Annotated in this window: 14 protein-coding genes; all 14 read left to right on the top strand. The window is 57.9% G+C overall.

The features are described 5' to 3' along the window. Positions 1-17: 17 nt before the first annotated feature. The 14 genes from rsmH (at position 18) to murA (ending at position 16604) form a co-directional block, all read left to right on the top strand. Positions 18-950: a 16S rRNA (cytosine(1402)-N(4))-methyltransferase RsmH gene (rsmH, locus tag C8P63_RS16995; protein WP_108026141.1), complete on the top strand. Its 933-nt coding sequence runs from the start codon at positions 18-20 to the stop codon at positions 948-950. An 18-nt stretch (positions 951-968) separates the two neighbouring features. Then, positions 969-1358 (top strand): hypothetical protein, encoded by a 390-nt coding sequence (locus C8P63_RS16990; protein WP_108026140.1) that lies wholly within the window; start codon positions 969-971, stop codon positions 1356-1358. 7 nt (positions 1359-1365) lie between these two features. Continuing rightward, positions 1366-3498: a penicillin-binding transpeptidase domain-containing protein gene (locus C8P63_RS16985; protein WP_108026139.1), complete on the top strand. Its 2133-nt coding sequence runs from the start codon at positions 1366-1368 to the stop codon at positions 3496-3498. A gap of 40 nt (positions 3499-3538) precedes the next feature. After that, complete coding sequence (locus C8P63_RS16980) at positions 3539-3922, top strand: YolD-like family protein (protein ID WP_170109735.1); 384 nt, start codon at positions 3539-3541, stop codon at positions 3920-3922. Between the two features lie 178 nt (positions 3923-4100). Further along, entirely contained in the window at positions 4101-4622 is a 522-nt protein-coding gene (locus C8P63_RS16975) for a hypothetical protein (RefSeq protein WP_146172202.1), read from the top strand. A gap of 115 nt (positions 4623-4737) precedes the next feature. Then, positions 4738-6657, top strand: a complete 1920-nt coding sequence (locus C8P63_RS16970; RefSeq protein ID WP_245920990.1) for a stage V sporulation protein D — start codon at positions 4738-4740, stop codon at positions 6655-6657. A gap of 105 nt (positions 6658-6762) precedes the next feature. Continuing rightward, complete coding sequence (locus tag C8P63_RS16965) at positions 6763-8247, top strand: UDP-N-acetylmuramoyl-L-alanyl-D-glutamate--2,6-diaminopimelate ligase (RefSeq protein ID WP_108026133.1); 1485 nt, start codon at positions 6763-6765, stop codon at positions 8245-8247. Between the two features lie 7 nt (positions 8248-8254). Next, positions 8255-9640, top strand: a complete 1386-nt coding sequence (locus tag C8P63_RS16960) for a UDP-N-acetylmuramoyl-tripeptide--D-alanyl-D-alanine ligase (RefSeq protein ID WP_108026130.1) — start codon at positions 8255-8257, stop codon at positions 9638-9640. Continuing rightward, positions 9641-10642, top strand: coding sequence for a phospho-N-acetylmuramoyl-pentapeptide-transferase (gene mraY / locus C8P63_RS16955; RefSeq protein WP_108026128.1), 1002 nt, complete (start codon positions 9641-9643; stop codon positions 10640-10642). It begins immediately after the preceding gene. Further along, positions 10639-12006 (top strand): UDP-N-acetylmuramoyl-L-alanine--D-glutamate ligase, encoded by a 1368-nt coding sequence (gene murD, locus C8P63_RS16950; protein WP_245920988.1) that lies wholly within the window; start codon positions 10639-10641, stop codon positions 12004-12006. Before mraY ends, murD begins: the two co-directional genes overlap by 4 nt. 39 nt (positions 12007-12045) lie before the next feature. Then, positions 12046-13143 (top strand): stage V sporulation protein E, encoded by a 1098-nt coding sequence (gene spoVE, locus C8P63_RS16945; RefSeq protein WP_108026124.1) that lies wholly within the window; start codon positions 12046-12048, stop codon positions 13141-13143. 27 nt (positions 13144-13170) lie between these two features. Next, positions 13171-14292, top strand: a complete 1122-nt coding sequence (murG, locus tag C8P63_RS16940; protein WP_108026122.1) for an undecaprenyldiphospho-muramoylpentapeptide beta-N-acetylglucosaminyltransferase — start codon at positions 13171-13173, stop codon at positions 14290-14292. Between the two features lie 117 nt (positions 14293-14409). Continuing rightward, entirely contained in the window at positions 14410-15318 is a 909-nt protein-coding gene (gene murB, locus C8P63_RS16935; RefSeq protein WP_108026120.1) for a UDP-N-acetylmuramate dehydrogenase, read from the top strand. Positions 15319-15332: 14 nt separating this feature from the next. Beyond that, complete coding sequence (gene murA / locus C8P63_RS16930; RefSeq protein ID WP_108026118.1) at positions 15333-16604, top strand: UDP-N-acetylglucosamine 1-carboxyvinyltransferase; 1272 nt, start codon at positions 15333-15335, stop codon at positions 16602-16604. Positions 16605-16937: the final 333 nt, after the last annotated feature.

Genomic DNA, 16937 nt, shown 5'->3' with positions numbered 1-16937 from the left:
AGAGAGGTTGAAGCTGTTTGTTCCGTCATGAAACCGTAATGAGACAGGAAGCCGTGGAAGGGCTCAATATCCGGCCCGACGGTGTATATGTGGACTGCACCCTCGGTGGAGCGGGGCACAGTTCCCTGATCACGGAGCAACTGGGCCCCTCGGGAATTCTGGTGGGGCTGGACCAGGATGACCGGGCGCTCCGGGCCGCCTCCGAACGGTTGAAGGAGGCGGACTGCAGAGTCCACCTGGTCAAAGCCAACTTTCGCAACTTGGAAACGACGCTGGCGAAGCTGGAACTGGACCGGGTGGACGGAGTTCTCTTCGATCTGGGAGTCTCCTCACCCCAGTTGGACGAGGCGGAAAGGGGGTTCAGTTATCATCATGATGCCCCGTTGGACATGCGGATGGATCCGGAATCGGAACTGACGGCCGCCGATGTGGTCAACCATTGGTCCCGCGAAGAAATCGGCCGGATCCTTTTCCGCTACGGGGAGGAGCGGTTCGCCCGACGGATCGCACAGAAGATCGTCGAATACCGTTCGCTGAAGCCCATCGAAAGCACAGTGGAATTGGCAACGGTCATCAAGGAAGCGATCCCGGCCCCCGCCAGAAGAAAAGGGCCCCACCCCGCCCGCCGAAGCTTCCAGGCCATCCGGATCGCGGTCAACGATGAGCTGAACGCTTTCGAAGAGGGATTGGGACAGGCCATTGACAGGCTCCGGCCGGGGGGAAGGGTCAGCGTGATCACCTTCCACTCGCTGGAGGACCGGATCGCCAAACAGATGTTTCAGAACCGGGCCAAAGGCTGTGTTTGTCCGCCGGACTTTCCCGTCTGCACCTGCGGGAGAACACCGGAACTCCGCATCATTACAAAGAAACCGGTGCAACCGTCGGAGGAAGAGACCGGGGAAAATCCCCGGGCCCGTTCGGCCAAGTTGCGCGTTGCGGAAAAGTGTTAAGGAGGGTCAAAAATAAAAATGAGAGAGTACCGGGGAAACACTTCGGTTGCGTACCAGCTGGAACCTCAACCGAAAGTGGCGGCAAGAAAAGAGAAACAGCCGCAAACAGGACTTCCTGCAGGAGAGAAACTGCTGTACCTGGCCAGCGTGGTCATTTGCGTCGCCCTTGCTTCCGGTGTGCTGTCCCTCTATGCGAAATCGGCGGAGATCAATATGGAAACGCAGAAGGTGGCCCAGCAGGCCGAAGAGCTCAAAGAGGCCAACAGAGGGCTCACCGAACGGAAAAACGAACTGAAAAGCGGGGAACGGATCCGGCAGTTTGCGCTCGACAAAGGGATGGTTCCGGCCGATAAGACCGTTCCCGGCGCTGAAAAGCCTGACAAGAAACGTAAAGACAGTCGGGGTTGAGCGCTCCATGGATCCGGTGAAAACGAGCAAAAAGAGATCACTGCTGGTGGGGTTTCTGTGCACCCTGTTATTTTTGGCAGTGATCTTTCGGTTATTTTGGATTCAAACCATCAGTGCTTCCACCCTGCGGGAGCGGGCGGAAAAGTCGTGGCAGGCGAAAACGGTGATCACACCGGTCCGGGGAAGCATTCTGGACCGAAGCGGGGAGGTCAGTCTCGCGGAGGGTGTGGACAAATACATCATCGCCGCCGATCTGACACAGGTGGACCACCCCCGGGAAACCGCCCGGAAGTTGTCCCCTCTCTTGGATATTCCCGAGGATGAACTGGTCGGGAAACTCACCAAGAAAAACGTCAATCAGGTGGAGTTGAGGAAAGAAGGGGACTATAAGGTTTCACGGGAAGTCCGGGACAGAATCATGGAGGAGGACCTGGACGGTATTTACCCGATACAGGTGCCCGGCCGGCAATATGCCGAGGGGAAGCTGGCGGCCCACGTGCTGGGATTCGTGAATGCGGACGGAAAAGCCGTCGGCGGAGTGGAACAGCAATACGACAAGCTGTTGAGGGGCCGTCCGGGGAAAATCAGTTTCAAAAAAGATGCCCTTGGAAAACCGACCCCCCATTCCTCAGAAAAGTACCAACCGCCGGAACATGGCAAAGACCTGATTCTGACGCTGGACGCCAACATTCAGTACGCGGCGGAAAAAGCGTTGGACGAAGTGGTGGCCAAATACGGCGCCAAAGGGGCGACGGCCATCGTGGCGGACCCGGACACCGGGGAAATCCTCGCCATGGCCAACCGTCCCACCTTCAATCCGGCGAATTACTCCGTCACTTACAAAGCCGGGTGGAATGCCGTCAACCGGGCCATCCGGACACAGTACGAACCGGGTTCCACCTTCAAAATCGTCACCTTGGCAGCCGCAGTGGAAGAGGGGTTGTTCAACGGGGAAGAAACGTTTCAATCCGGATCGATCCAAATCAGCGGACGGACGATCCGGGACTGGAACAACCGCGGCTGGGGGGCCATTTCGTACGCCGAGGGGGTCTATCTCTCCAGTAATGTCGCTTTTGTCCGCCTGGCGAACAAATTGGGTGCCGATCCGTTGATCCGTTACATTGACCGTTTCGGTTTCGGCAGGGTGACGGACCGCGCGGGCCGCCGGACGGGGATCGACCTTCCGGCGGAAGAGAACGGAATCTTTTTCGGTCATACGCCTCTCCATCCGACGGAGCTGGCCACCACCGCGTTCGGCCAGGGGATCGCGGTCACCCCGATTCAGCAGGTCATGGCCGTTTCCGCCGTCGCCAACGGAGGCATCCTGTACCGGCCCTATCTCGTCAAAGAGATCCGGGACCCCCAAAGCGGCCAAGTCCTGAAGAAACGCAAGCCCTACCCCATCCGAAAAGAAGTGATTTCCCGAAAAAGCGCTCAGCAGGTGAGGGAGCTGCTTCGTGGGGTGGTGACCGATGGAACGGGGAAACAGGCGGATGTGGAAGGGTACCGTGTGGCCGGGAAAACCGGGACCGCCCAGAAGCCGAAACAGGACGGCTCAGGTTATGCCGACGGGAAATACGTGGTTTCCTTCATCGGTTTCGCCCCTGCGGAAAAACCCGAAGTGGTCGTCTATGTGGCGGTGGACGAGCCGCGTGACGCGTCCCATGGTGGAACCGTCGCCGCTCCCGTCGCGGGCAAAATCATATCGGAGTCCCTCCGGCAGATGGGGGTTCGAAAAACCAACCCCCGCCCGTCTCCCACGGATGCGGATGGAAGGAACGGGCTCCCTGCAGCGAACTGGATCGACCGCCCGGTGGATGAGGTGAAGAAGGAGCTGTTGGAAACCGGAGCTCAAGCCGAAATTCTGGGGAGTGGAGAACGGGTGGTTCAACAGTATCCCGCTCCCGGGGACCATCTTTCCGGAGGGAAGATTTATCTTCTGACGGAATCGCCCGAAGCGTTGGAGATGCCGGATCTGAAAGGGACCTCCCTCAGGGAAGCGATGGACCTCTGCCAGCTTTTGGATCTGAAAGCCGAGGCCACCGGGGAAGGGTATGTGATTCGCCAGTCTATCCCCGCCGGAGAACGGCTGATGGAGCAAAAAGAGATTCGGTTGAAATTAAAACCGGAACCAAGGTAATGAAGGAATGGGTCAAAATTCGAAAAATGAGGTGAACCTCATGGGAGTTTTGAAGTGTGGGAGCAAACGGGGGGAAGAGAATCGAGGTGCTTTGCCGGAGCAGGGGATGCCGTGGTGGAGGGAGCAAAAGATGATAGAAGAATGCCAGCACCAACGGGATCCTGCCACCTTAAAAAGACTTTGCCGCATCATCGAGTGGTCCAAAATGGAGGAACAACCCATCGCCGTGATCTATGCCCATCGCTACGGTCCGACAAGCATGATCGGCCAAGTGGTGCGGATCGATCTTGTCCAACGGTGGCTGATTCTGAACAACGGCCGGGAGGAAGTGATTCCCTTTTCTCTCATTCTGGGAGCGGAGAAGGTGCCGGAAGCCGCTGGCCAGGGTGTTGACGGAATGGACGGATCGGTAAAAACCGGTTGACCTGCACCCGAAAAATGTCGAATTTTCGGTTAAATGGATGAAGAAGCGGAGGTGCACCCTGGTTTTGAGTAAGACCGCTATATTCCCCCGTTCCGTTCCGTGATGGATCCGTTTTGAGCGGGGGTGATCCGCGAAGCCCGGAGGTGGAAGATCTGAACGAAACGGAGTTCTGATGTGGTTGCGGAAGATGCAGCCGGGGGCTCCTTCGGCTGTGGACTGCCTGAACCGGACAGCGGGATCTCGATACCCCTCCTTGGAACCCATCCTTGATGCCGCTGAGCTTCAAAGAACGGCGGTCGACTTTAATCAATGGTTGGCGGAGGAATTAAACAAAAAGCCGGTTCCATCTCGGACCCGAGCCTTGAATTTCGGTTTGTTCGAAAAGGAGACCGGAGTCGGCTTGTATATGGCGGAATCCAAGGAATGGGATTCCGAGGATGATGATTGGGCGTGTCCACCTTACGATGAGCCCGCAAGGTATGCCCCCCGTTTCAAGGTTTACGATCAGGTGCAACAATGGTTTCAGGTGAACAAAGATGTTGGAGTGTTGGGTTCGATCGGCATCACCACTTTTTTGATTATCAGTGCGTTCCCCCGGCTCCATCCCCGGCAGCTTCCGGACGTTTGGGTGACCACCGGGTTCGATGACGGGGAACTGTATCGGATGGGTCGCTGGACGAAAGACGGTTGGTCCGAGTAAGAACCTCCCGTTCCGGTCGGGAGGTTTCTTTTTTGAGCGAATGGGCCCGTTCTATCGCACCGCTTTCCGGAATAGGGTTGTCTTAGGAGAACCTGTCTTGGGAGGGGGGCGGCCATTGTCATCTGTACCGAGCAGTGTGGTCCGTAAACGCCTGTTTATCGCGCTCTTGGTGGGATTGTTGTTGTTTGGCGGGCTGTTGGCCCGGTTGGGGTATGTCCAGCTGGTCCAGGGGAAACGGCTGAGCGAAAAGGCCCAGGACTTGTGGACCCGGAACATCCCCTTTGAGGGGAAGCGGGGGCGGATCCTGGATCGGAACGGGGAGGTGTTGGCTTACAATATCAGTTCCCCGTCGGTTTTGGCCATTCCCGCCCAAATCAAGGATCCCGCCCGTACCGCCCGGGAGCTGTCAAGGATTTTGATGACTTCGGAAGAAAAAATCTACCGGCAGATCACCAAAAAGCAGCTGATCGTCCGTCTCAATCCCTACGGCCGAAAAATCAGTGAGGATCGGGCCAAATCGATCCAAGAGTTGCGGCTTCCCGGGATCACGGTGGCGGAAGACAGCAAACGCCACTACCCCGAGGGGAGCCTGGCGGCCCATATCCTGGGGTTTGCGGGGATTGACAACCAGGGGTTGGCGGGCCTGGAGCTGGTCTACGACAAACAGCTCCGGGGCACACCCGGCCACGTGTCCTTCGGAGCGAACGCCAAAGGGGAGCGACTGCCCGGCGGGGAGGATCAATACACCCCGTCCGAAGACGGATGGGACATGGTGCTCACCCTGGACAAGAACATCCAGATGATCCTGGAACGGGAGATGGACCAGGCCATGGCCCAGTATGATCCGGAAAATATTCTGGCCATCGCGATGGATCCCAAAACGGGGGAAATCTTAGGGATGGGCAGCCGCCCCACGTTTCGGCCGGATCAGTTCCGGGAAGTGGACCCCGAGATCTATAACCGGAACCTGCCGATCTGGCGGACCTATGAACCGGGGTCGACCTTCAAAATCATCACCCTGGCAGCCGCACTGGAAGAAAACAAAGTGAATCTGAAAGGGCATTTCCACGATCCGGGATATGCCAAAGTGGGAGGAGCCAAGCTGCGCTGTTGGAAAAGCGGAGGTCACGGTTCCCAGACCTTCCTCGAAGTGGTGGAAAACTCGTGCAACCCCGGATTTGTGACCCTGGGCCAACGTCTGGGGAAAGAAAAGTTATTCGATTACATCAAAAAGTTCGGGTTCGGTCAAAAGACCGGAATCGATCTGAACGGAGAAGCGAAAGGCATCTTGTTCAAGCCCGAACGGGTGGGGCCGGTGGAGCTGGCCACCACGGCTTTCGGACAGGGAGTTTCCGTCACCCCGATCCAGCAGGTGACAGCCGTGGCGGCAGCCGTCAATGGCGGTGAGCTGATGCAACCTTACATCCAGAAAGCCTGGAAAGATCCGGACACCGGCGAAGTACTGAAAGAAACGGAGCCCCACGTGAAGCGGCGGGTGATTTCCGAAGAAGCCTCCGAAAGAGTGAGGGAATCATTGGAAAGTGTGGTGGCCAAGGGAACCGGACGGAAGGCTTTCATCGACGGATACCGGGTCGGGGGAAAGACCGGGACGGCACAAAAAGTGGGCCCCGACGGCCGTTACATGAAAAACAACCACATCGTTTCCTTTATCGGGGTGGCTCCATCGGATGATCCGAGACTCGTCGTCTATGTGGCCGTCGATAATCCCAAGGGAATCCAGTTCGGCGGTGTGGTTGCCGCGCCGATCGTCCGCAACATTCTGCATGACAGTCTGCGGTATCGGAAGGTGGAGAAACGGAAAAATCAGATTCCGCCCGAACAGAGGCCTCTCACCAAACCGATCGTGAAAGTGCCCGACCTGATCGGGGAGAAAGTGTCGGATATCCGGAACAGCCTCTACGACACCCCCCTGCAGGTGAGCGGAAAGGGCGGAACCGTGATCAACCAGGCGCCCAAACCGGGGGAACGGGTGGAGAAGGGGACACCCATCCGGATCTATTTGGGTGACAAATAGCCGAAAGCAGATTAAAATAGGGTTGATGAAATCATTTCATGCCAGGTGCATCCTGGCATTTCTCGTGTCTTTCCCTGAGTGTTGCAGTCGGTTAGGAGGAGACGCATGAACCTGGAAACGCTGATTGGTTCTCTCATGGTTGCGCGAGTGACCGGAAATACCGATGTTCGGATTGAGGGAATCGAAGTGGATTCCCGGCAAGTGAAGCCGGGGGATTTGTTTATCGCACTGAAAGGATTTACCGTGGACGGCCACCGTTATGTCTCCCAGGCGGTGGAAAAAGGAGCCGCCGCCGTGGTGGTGGAAGAGGATCCGGAAACGGAAGACGGTTTTCCCGTCATTCGGGTGCCCGACACCCGAAGGGCGATGGCGGTCCTGGCCGACGTTTTCTACGGGCACCCCACCCGTCAGTTGAAGCTGATCGGAGTGACGGGAACCAACGGAAAAACCACCACGACCCACCTGATCCGGGATATTCTCCGTGACTGGGGAAGAAAAACGGGACTGATCGGGACGATTCATATGATGGTGGGCGATGAATTCTATCCGGTGAAAAACACCACGCCCGAGGCGGTGGAACTGCAGCGCGGCTTCCGGAAAATGGCCGATGCCGGTTGCTCCCATGCCGTCATCGAGGCTTCCTCCCATGCTCTCCACATGGGACGGACCCGGGGGTGCCGTTTCAGAACCGCCGTTTTCACCAATCTCACCCAGGATCATCTGGATTATCACGGGTCGATGGAAGATTACCGGGCAGCCAAGGGGTTGCTCTTCAGTCAACTGGGAAACGATTACGGAGACCGGGCGGAAGAACAGCCCTTGGCCGTGTTGAATGCTGACGATCAAGCCAGCCGGAGGTTCATGGAAGAAACGGCCGCACAAGTGCTTACGTACGGGGTGGAGAACCCGGCCGATGTTCGCGCGGACGACATTCACTTCCACCCCGGTGGCACCCGGTTCACCCTGAACACGTTCCGGGGGTCCGCAGAAGTGGACATGAAACTGATGGGCAAATTCAGCGTGTACAATGCCCTCGCTGCGGCGGCTGCCGCTCTGGGGGAAGGGGTCCCCTTGGAATCCATCCGCAACACCCTGAACCGGGTGAAAGGCGTACCCGGTCGGTTTGAGGCGGTGGACGAGGGGCAGCCGTTCACCGTCTTGGTCGACTATGCCCACACTCCTGACAGCCTGGAAAACGCGCTGGCGACCATCCGCGAGTTTGCCCGGGGATCTGTGTATTGCGTGGTGGGCTGCGGGGGCGACCGGGACCCGACCAAACGGCCGGTAATGGCCCGCATTGCGGCCCGGTACAGCGACCAAGTCCTCATTACCAACGACAACCCCCGCACTGAGGATCCCCGCCAGATCATCGATGACATGCTGGCCGGTGTGAAGAATCTCTCCGAAGAACGTGTGAAAACCATCTTTGACCGGGCCCAGGCCATCCGGTATGCTGTGAAGAGCGCCCAGCCGGGGGATGTGGTCTTGATTGCAGGAAAAGGTCACGAAACCTATCAGGAAGTGGGCGGCATCCGATACGATTTCGACGATCGTGAAGTGGCGCGTGAAGCGATTCTGACAAAAGGATAAGATTCAAATGCAAAAAACCTTGAGAGAAATCAAAGATGCGGTCAACGGAAAACTGATTGGCGGGGTCTCCGACGGCACCCTGCTGGTGGACGGCGTTTCCACCGACACCCGCACCCTGAAGGAGAACCAACTTTACATCCCCTTGAAGGGGGAGCGGTTTGACGGGCATGATTTTCTGGATGCCGCCGCCGAAAAAGGAGCGGCAGCCGCTCTCTGGTCCAAGGATCTGCCCGAACATCCGCCGATCCCCCTGCTCCAGGTGGAGAACACCCTTACCGCCTTGCAGGAGCTGGCGGCGGCCTGCCGCCGGGAATCGGGGGTAAAAGTGGTTGGAATCACCGGGAGCAACGGGAAGACGACCACCAAGGATCTGACGGGAGCCGTGTTGGGAGTGCGTTACCGGGTGCACCGGACTCGGGGCAACTTGAACAACCATATCGGTCTTCCCCTCACGATTCTCTCGATGCCGGAGAACACCGAGGTGGCCGTGCTGGAAATGGGAATGAACCGGGCCGGGGAGATCGCCCGGCTGTCGGAAATCGCGGCCCCCGACGTCGCCGTGGTGACCAACATCGGGGAGGCCCATCTTGAGTTTCTCGGAAGCCGGGAAGCCATCGCCGACGCAAAACTGGAGATCCTCAAAGGGCTCTCCGACGACGGCGTCCTGTTGATCGACGGGGATGAGCCCCTTCTGCGGAGACGCCTGGCCGGTGAGGAGCGGAACGTTGTCGGTGTGGGATTCGAATCGGCCAATGAAGACACAGCTTATGAACTGGAGTTGAAAGGTACGGAAGGAATCGCATTCCGCTCTTCCTCCACCGGAAACCGTTTCAGGCTCGGAATGATGGGACGTCACAATGCGGTGAACGCCCTTCTGGCCATTAATGTGGGTCGGCTGTTCAACCTGACGGAACAGGAGATCCAAAAGGGACTGGACCGGGTGGAACGATCCGGGATGCGATTGGACACCCTGACCGCAGCGAACGGGATGACGGTCGTCGATGACTCATACAATGCGAGTCCCACCGCCATCCGAGCGACCATCGACCTGATGGTCTCCCTGGAGGGATTCCGTGAGAAGTGGGTCCTTCTCGGAGACATTTTGGAACTGGGAGAGGAAGAGGAGACCCTTCACCGGGAAGTGGGCCGCTATGCAGCGGAGCACGGGGTTACCCGTCTTTTCACATTGGGAGAACGCGCGCGCTGGATTGCCGACGGAGCCCGGGCGGCGGATCCCAACCTCCCGGTGACCCATTTTCACAGTGCGGAAGAAGCGGCGGAAAAGCTCCTTCAGGACGGAGGGGAAGAGGTTGCTCTTCTGGTGAAAGCTTCCCGGGGAGCCCGCTTGGAACGGGTTGTGCAACAACTTACAAAAGGAGAGAATTCAGCTTAAATGGATATGCGGTTGATCCTGGTTCCCCTCGCCGTGGCCTTCGGCCTCGGCGTATTGCTGGGACCTTTCGTCATTCCGATCCTGAGGCGGTTGAAGTTCGGTCAGTCCATTCGTGAAGAGGGTCCAAAGGCCCACCAAAAAAAGGCGGGTACCCCCACAATGGGCGGTACGATTTTTCTCACTGTCATCGTCCTGACGGCGATCCCCCTCAGCAATGTCTTTTTCTTTGAATCGTTGGCGGATTTATTTTTTCTTCTTTTCGCCACACTGGGATACGGTATTCTCGGCTTTATGGATGACTACATCAAAGTGGTGATGAAAAGGAATCTGGGGCTGACAGCGAAACAGAAGCTTCTGGGCCAACTGTTCATCGGGCTGGTGCTCTTTTGGGTCCTGTGGGAAGTTCGGATCGTGCGGGGGGAGAATCCGGCTATCTCGACGATCCACCTGCCGGGCACCGATCTCCATTTTGAACTGAACTGGATTTACCTTCCCCTCCTGGTGCTGATGATGATTGCCGCCTCCAACGCGGTCAACCTGACCGACGGGCTGGACGGACTGGTGGCGGGGACGGCGGCGATTGCCTACGGTGCCTATGCCGTGATCGGAATGGTCCAGAGCAATTACATGGTGGTGATTTTCTCCGCGTCGGTGGTGGGGGCATTGCTCGGGTTCCTGGTTTTCAACGCCCACCCGGCAAAAGTGTTCATGGGGGACACGGGTTCCCTGGCGTTGGGCGGGGGACTGGCGGCCCTTTCCGTCATCACCAAAACGGAGCTCCTCCTGCCGATTATCGGTGCCGTCTTCGTGATTGAGACGTTGTCCGTGATGCTGCAGGTGACCTCCTTTAAACTCCGGGGAAAACGAATTTTCCGTATGAGCCCGGTTCACCACCATTTTGAATTGATCGGATGGTCCGAATGGCGTGTGGTGACGACGTTTTGGTTCATCGGGTTTCTCTTTGCCGGTCTGGGTATTTATCTGGAGGTGTTCCTGACTTGAAACCGGCTCACAAGGAGTTCAGAGGCCAACACGTCCTGGTTTTGGGTCTGGCCAAGAGCGGCTTGGCAGTGGCCCGGCTTCTCCGTTCGCTGGGAGCCGAAGTAACGGTTAATGACCGAAAGCCCCGGCATGAATGTCCCGAGGCCGGGATGCTGGAAGAGGCGGGTATTCACGTGGTTCTGGGGGGACATCCCGAGGGGGTGGTCCATCCCGGTGTGGATCTGATGGTCAAAAACCCGGGGATCCCTTACCGGGTCCCCCCCGTTCGGAAGGCACTGGAGCTGGGAATTCCCGTGGTGACCGAAGTGGAAGTCGCATATCGTCTGACTGAAGCCCGCCTGATCGGCATCACCGGATCCAACGGGAAAACCACGACCACTTCCCTGGTGGGACGGATGTTGAGCGCGGGGCAGGTTCCATCCCGGGTGGCGGGCAACATCGGCATGGCTCTCTCGGAGGTGGCCCCTTCCATGGGAAAGGAGGAATGGCTCGTCTCCGAATTGTCGAGCTTTCAGCTGAAAGGGACCCAGACCTTCCGCCCCCGGATCGGGGCCCTTCTCAATGTGGTTTCGGCCCACTTGGATTACCACGGTTCCATGGAGGATTATCTGGCTTCCAAGATGAAAATGTTTGCCAATCAACAACCCGGGGACATCGCCGTCCTCAACCGGGACTCCGCGGCGTGCCTTACGCTCGCGGAGGAGATGAAAGGGGGGGTGTGGTGGTTCAGCCGGCGGGAAACCGTGAACCCGGGGGTGATGATGGAAAGCGGGTGGGTGACGGCCCGCCTTCCCGGCCGGGACCCGGTGCGGATCTTGCCCGTCTCCCGTGTTCAACTCCCGGGGGTCCATAAGGAGAATGCCTTGGCCGCCGCAGCCATCGCCCTGGCAGCCGGATGTCCTTTGGATGCGGTTCGGGAAGAGCTGGCCACCTTCACCGGAGTGGAACACCGGCTGGAGTACGTGACCACTGTGGATGGCGTCCGTTTTTTCAATGATTCCAAGGCCACCAACGCCAAGGCGGCCATCTCCGCCATCGAGTCCTTTGAAGAGCCGGTGATCCTGATTGCCGGCGGACTGGACCGCGGGGTGGATTTCCGGGAACTGGCCCCGGTGTTTGGCAGACGTCTGAAAGGCATCGTCGCTTACGGTCAGACAACGGATGTGTTCCTCGCCCGGGCGGAGGAAGCGGGAGTCCCCCGGCGGGAAAAAGCGGCGGACGTGTCCGAAGCGGTCAAACGGGCGTACCGGTTGGCGGAAACCGGAGACGTGGTACTCTTGTCTCCCGCCTGTGCCAGTTGGGATCAACACGCCTCATTTGAAGAACGGGGAAGCATTTTTAAACAAGCCGTGCATAGTCTTTAAATAGGCTTGCCCCAAAATCTTCATTGAGGTGAAACGCCCATGCCGAAACCGCGGAGCGCTCCCGATGTGGTGATCATCACCGTCATTCTGTCACTTTTGACGATCGGCGTCATCATGGTGTACAGCGCCAGTGCCGCCTACTCTTACCACAAGTTCGGTGACAGCTTCTTTTATGCGAAGCGGCAGATGTTGTTCGCCGCTTTGGGCGTTTTCCTGATGTTGTTCGTTTCCAGACTGGATCCCCGTCTCTTCTACCAAAGAGCGAAATCCGGTCTGTTCATTTGTTTTTTTCTGTTGGTGCTGGTGCTCATCCCCGGCGTGGGCATGGTGCGCGGTGGGGCCCGCAGTTGGTTGGGAATCGGTGCTTTCAGCATACAGCCATCGGAGTTTATGAAACTGGGCGTCATTTTGTTTTTGGCGCGTTATCTGACCTTGAACGCCCGTGAAACCGGAACGTTTCTCAAAGGGTTGGCGGTTCCGCTTTCCATCGCCGGTGCCGCTTTCGCCCTGATCATGTTGCAGCCCGACCTGGGAACCGGCACCGTCCTGATGGGGACTGCCTTCGTCCTCATCTTTGCGGCAGGAGCGAAGATGAGATACTTAGCCGGTCTGTGCATGGCAGGAGTGATCGGTTTTGCGGGCCTGGTGATGGCGGCCCCGTACCGGGTCAAGCGGATCACCGCTTTTCTCGACCCCTGGCAGGATCCCTTGGGTGCGGGATATCAGGTCATCCAGTCTCTCTTTGCCATCGGTCCGGGCGGTCTCATGGGTTTGGGTCTCGGAATGAGCCGGCAGAAGCACCTGTATCTTCCCGAGCCCCATACGGACTTCATTTTTTCAATTTTGGCGGAAGAACTGGGCTTTCTGGGGGCCGGGACCGCGATCGTCCTTTTCGCTGTTCTGGTCTGGCGGGGGCTCAGGGTGGCCATTTTGGTGCCGGATATGTTCATGAGCCTCGTCGCTGCCGGTGTGACGGGGATGATCGTGATCCAGGCCGTGATCAACGTCGGGGTGGTGACCGGTGCCTTTCCGGTTACGGGAATCACCTTGCCCTTTCTGAGTTACGGAGGCTCTTCGCTCACCTTGACCCTGGTGGCGGTGGGCCTGTTGTTGAACCTGTCCCGTTACACGAAGTGAGAACACCATCGGAAAACAGGTGATAACATGAAAAAAGTGATGCTTTCCGGGGGAGGAACAGGCGGGCACATCTACCCGGCCCTTTCCATTTCCAAGGCGATCCGACAGCGGTTCCCCGATGCGGAAATCGGATATATCGGAACGGAAAACGGATTGGAAGCCAAAATCGTTCCCAAAGAAGAAGACATCCGTTTCTTTGCGGTGGAAATCCAGGGCTTCCGACGGAAACTTTCCCTGGACAACTTGCAGACGGTGGCCAAATTCCTGAGGGCCGTGAGGAAATGCAAAAAGTACATCCGGGAGTTCCAGCCGGATGTGGTCGTCGGGACCGGGGGATATGTGAGCGGTCCCTCCCTGTACGCGGCCGCTCGGATGGGAATCCCCACGCTGATCCTTGAACCGGATGTCCTTCCGGGACTGACGACACGTTTCCTTTCCCGTTACGTGGATGTGGTGGCCATCAGCCTGAGCGGATCGGAACAGTACCTTTCCAAGGCACGTCGGATCATCCACACGGGGAATCCCCGAGGTACCGAAGTGATCCATGCCAACGGGAAGAAGGGGAGGAAATCCCTGGGGGTCCAACAGGCGGACAAGCCCATCGTGCTGATATTCGGAGGCAGCCGGGGCGCAAAACCGCTGAACGACGCGGTGACCGAAATGATCCCCCGGATCCGCGAAGCCCATCACCTCCATTTCGTGTATGTCACTGGAGAGGTGCATTATGAAAAAGTAACTGCTAATATAAAGGACGAAAATGAAGACGGGATCCCCCATTTGACGATCCGGCCCTTTATCTACAACATGCCGGACGTACTTGCCGGCACGTCTCTCGTCGTCGGTCGGGCGGGAGCATCCACTCTTGCCGAATTGACGGCACTGGGGATCCCGTCCATTCTCGTCCCATCCCCCTATGTCACCAACAACCACCAGGAAACCAATGCACGCTGGTTGGAAGAGCAGGGGGCGGGATGTATGATTTTGGAAAAAGAACTGAACGGGGGGCGCCTGTGGGAGATGATCCGCGCCATCACCGATGATCCCAATCGTCATCGGGAGATGAGCGAAGCCGCACGAAAACTGGGTCGCCCCGATGCCGCAGAGGTGATCGTCGATGAATTGGACAAACTGTCGCGAAGGAAACATTGATCGAAAACCGAGTCCGGGCAGGCTTTCGTCACACAAAACCGGCGAAGGCATAGACTATCGTATACCGCACCCGGATACCACTTTCGAGATGAGCGTCTTTGAGGGGAGGCCCCACCTGTGGAGAAAATCGCCCAAGAGATAAAAGAATTGGATGTCCAGGACGTTCGTATCAACGAGCCACTTTCACGCCATACCACATGGAAGGTGGGTGGTCCCGCCGATCTCCTGGTTTATCCCCGCAGCAAGGGGGAGTTGGAGCGGGCGATGTCGGTGATCCACCGACACGGGATCCCCTGGAGGGTGATCGGAAGAGGTTCCAATCTGTTGGTCAGGGACGGCGGAATCCGAGGAGCCGTGATCAAAATGGGAAACGGCTTGGACCACATGCAGGTGGACGGAGACCGCGTCACCGCAGGGGGTGGGTACTCCTTTGTCAAATTGTCGGTCATGGCAGCCAAACACGGCCTTACCGGTCTGGAGTTCGCCGGCGGCATCCCCGGAACCGTCGGCGGGGCGGTATTCATGAACGCCGGTGCTCACGGTTCCGAACTGTCCAAGGTGCTGGAATCGGCGGAGGTTCTCCTGGAAAGCGGGGAATGGGCCATCCTCGACAAGGAGGACCTGCAATTCAGCTACCGGACTTCCATCCTGCAAAAGGAAAAACGCGGGGTGGTGACGGAAGCCACCTTCCAGCTGAAGGAAGGGGATCCGAAAGAAGTGGCGGCTGCCATGGCCCGGTTCAAAGACCGGCGAAGACGGACTCAGCCTTTGCAGTATCCCTGTGCGGGCAGTGTTTTTCGCAACCCGCCGGGCGACCACTCCGGCCGGCTGATTGAAGCCGCGGGGTTGAAAGGGTACCGGGTTGGTGATGCCGAAGTGTCGACCCAACATGCCAACTTCATTATCAACCGCGGGAACGCGACGGCAAACGATGTTCTCACCCTGATCGAGCACATCATCCGAACCATCAAACAGGAATACGGGGTCACCTTGGTACCTGAAGTTCAGGTGGTGGGCGAGGGGTAGACGGAGGTGGAACATTGGACCAATTTGTCATCAAAGGCGGAAAACCTCTGTACGGAACCGTCCGTGTTCAAGGTGCCAAGAACGCAGCTCTTCCCATCCTGGCCGCCACGCTGATGGCCGGGGGCATTCATGAGATCCGGGATGTCCCCCGCCTTTCCGACATTGAAGTGATGAACCGGATCCTGAAAGCTCTCGGCGTGAAGTTGAGATGGGACGGGAACAACGTAAAACTGGAAACCTCCACAATCAAATCCACGCACATCCCCGAAGCACTGATGCGGCAAATGCGATCCTCCATATTTTTGATGGGCCCGCTTTTGGCCCGGACCGGGGAAGTGACGGTTTCCCGTCCGGGGGGATGCGCCATTGGAGCCCGCCCCATTGACCTTCACCTGAAGGGGTTGCGGCTTTTGGGTGCGGAGATCCGGGAAGAGAGAGACAGTATCCATTGTTCGGCGGGAAAACTGACCGGGGCGGAAATCCACTTGGAGCTGCCCAGTGTGGGGGCGACGGAAAATATTATGATGGCGGCGGTCCTTGCCGAAGGGGAAACGGTGATCAAAAACGCCGCTCGGGAGCCCGAGATCGTGGATTTACAGCGGTTTCTCAACCGGATGGGAGCCGAGGTTCACGGAGCCGGTACCTCCACGATTACCATTCGCGGCGTGAAGCGGCTTCAACCGGTCTCATATGAAATCATCCCGGATCGCATTGTGGCCGGGACGCTGGCCACCGCCGCCGTCGCCACCGCCGGTGAGGTGTTGTTGACCCATGTGGTGCCGGACCATTTGCGCTCCAGCTTGGAGATCTTGGACCGGGCGGGAGCCGAAATCCGCATTGAGGGAGATGCTTTATGGGTCCGCGGCTCTTCCCGGCTGAATGCCGTAGGCGATCTGGTAACGGAACCGTATCCGGGGTTTCCTACGGATATGCAGCCGCAAATCATGGTGCTCCTTGCCTTGAGTGAAGGGCGAAACAGCATATCCGAGAAAATTTTTGACGGTCGTTTGAAGCACGTCCGGGAGCTGGTCCGTATGGGGGCCGATCTCGAGGCGGGTGACAACCGCGTCGAGATCCGGGGAGGCTCCCGCTTGATCGGAGCAACCGTCGACGCAACGGATCTCCGGGCAGGGGCCGCCTTGGTGATCGCCGGCCTCGCGGCGGAAGGAACCACCCGGGTGACCGGATTGAATCATATTGACCGGGGATATGAGAGGCTGGATCTGACGTTCCAGCGTCTTGGGGGACAGATTCAGCGACATTCGGGAAAAGCCGTCTCCCTTTAACCTTGCAGCAGCACATTGGTTGTGCCGCTGTTTTTTTATGGCATGGTTCTTTACCGATCGAGGAAGCTCAATTTCGGAAAGGAAAGAACGATGGCTTGTAGAATTGATAGTGTGACCCGCAGTCTTGGAAGCGTTGTGATTGAATGTTCGTTTCGGGAAAAGGGGAAGCGTTTACCCAAAATAGCGACTTTGCTGTCCTGCCCAGCGGAGCGGACAGTGCAACCATCTCTGCCGGACAGCATAGCGAGACCGGGAGTGAAGCGACCCCGGCGAGACTTGTGCTCTGTGAGTGCATAGCGAGACCGGGAGTGAAGCGACCCCGGCGAGACTTGT

This window comes from Melghirimyces profundicolus (assembly GCF_003054245.1).
GTDB classification, from domain to species: domain Bacteria; phylum Bacillota; class Bacilli; order Thermoactinomycetales; family DSM-45169; genus Melghirimyces; species Melghirimyces profundicolus.
Note: the sequence above shows the minus strand (reverse complement) of the source record. Positions and strands in the feature narration are given on the sequence as shown.